Annotated in this window: 2 protein-coding genes; one reads left to right on the plus strand and one right to left on the minus strand. The window is 56.7% G+C overall.

What is annotated here, in order from left to right:
• Positions 1 to 414: 414 nt before the first annotated feature.
• Positions 415 to 684 carry a DksA/TraR family C4-type zinc finger protein gene (locus tag A2I95_RS38055; protein WP_291737601.1) on the plus strand — a complete coding sequence of 90 codons (270 nt, stop codon included), beginning with the start codon at positions 415 to 417 and terminating at the stop codon, positions 682 to 684.
• Positions 685 to 696: 12 nt separating this feature from the next.
• Here A2I95_RS38055 and A2I95_RS38060 read toward each other — a convergent pair whose 3' ends face one another.
• The gene (locus A2I95_RS38060) at positions 697 to 1158 is read right to left on the minus strand and encodes a DUF995 domain-containing protein (RefSeq protein WP_291737602.1); all 462 of its coding nucleotides are present in this window, start codon (positions 1156 to 1158) and stop codon (positions 697 to 699) included.
• Positions 1159 to 1390: the final 232 nt, after the last annotated feature.

Below are 1390 nucleotides of genomic sequence, written 5' to 3' on the forward strand. Positions count from 1 at the left end.
TTCGCGCGCGAAACATCGGGTCAAAAAGACTGACCTGAAATGCTGGCGGAGGCTGGCTGCAAAACCTGTCTGGCGCGGGCCTGGCAAAATGCTGGGTGCGTAGCTGAATGGGGGCTGGCGGAAATGCTGGCTGACAGTCATGCGCGTGGCTGGCTGAAATCACTCTGGTTGCTGTCGTTGCTTGCGGTCTGGCTGTCCCGAAGGATGGCTGGAGGGCTGGCTGCTTGCGGCCTGGTGATTCTGGCTTGCGTGCAATTTCTGCATCCTGTGTAGCCGCACCCAAGTTTCTGGTCAACGGAAAATGCAATGAAATCAAATAGTTGGTAGATTTACTCGGGAATCGCTCCCGGGCAGCCCTAGGCAGCGCGCCTGTGCGGCCTTACATTCACTCCCTCTGGCAAAGGAGGACGGTCCATGGCAGGCGGCTGGGCGCAGGACGGCGCGGTGAATGAACAGATTGAAGCCTCGATCAATGACGAGCTGGCGCGGCTGAAGGCGGTGCGGCGCCCGGTGGGCGAAAGCCTGACCCATTGCGCCGAATGCGAAGAGGTGATCCCCGAAAAACGCCGCGTGGCCATTCCTGGCGTCAAGCTCTGCATCGACTGCCAGCAGGAGCGCGACGGCGCCCATCAGGCACGCGGGGGGGTCAACCGGCGTGGCTCGAAGGACAGCCAGTTGAAGTGAAACATTGGGTGATCAGATGCCGTATTTTCTGCGCAGCTTTCTGACTTGTGACCCGATCTTGTTGCCAGGTTTAATGCGCTCCGCGAATTCTTTTCTTGGCTTGTACCAAGACTTGTCCTTTTCGCTGTATTTCCACAGTTGCCCTTCGCTGTCGGCTACATGCCGGTAGCATTCTTTACGTGGTGCGCCGGGAACACCCTTTTGGTAATACCAATTGGCTTCATAGCACAGGCTGCCCTTAGACGTCGCATACCACTTCCCAAGCCCGACGTTGTCTTCCCAGATTGCCTGAAAACTGCCGTCCGGTGCCCAGTAGGAGCCTCCCTTGCTCCAGATCCAGGTTTTCCCCGCATATAATTCCGCAATGGTTTGACCGCTGACAGGTTTTTTGCGGTCCGGGCCGGCCGCAATAGGATTGGTGGCGGTCAGGGCAACGGCAATTGCGGTCACTGTGATCTTTGGAAACGGTACCATAGTAACTACTCCCCTACTGGTTAACGGGCTTAGTTTACCATAAATAGAATTTATATTCTAAAATTTACCCTAGGCGGTGATCAATTGCACGCAATGGGAAGGGGTGTTGTGCTGCTCAAGGTTTTATAAGCCCCATCCGCAGGATGTGCTGCGGGCCGGCAATGCCGTGGGGGTGGATGCCGCCAGTGTCTTCAAAACCGCCCTTGCGGTAGCAGCGGATGGCGCCGAAATT

It is taken from the genome of Leisingera sp. F5 (genome assembly GCF_001593695.1).

What these genes read in the sequence shown, in the direction of transcription:
- A2I95_RS38055 (WP_291737601.1), top strand. Translation starts at nt 415, where the DNA reads ATGGCAGGCGGCTGGGCGCAGGACGGCGCGGTGAATGAACAGATTGAA.
- A2I95_RS38060 (WP_291737602.1), bottom strand. Translation starts at nt 1,158, where the DNA reads ATGGTACCGTTTCCAAAGATCACAGTGACCGCAATTGCCGTTGCCCTG.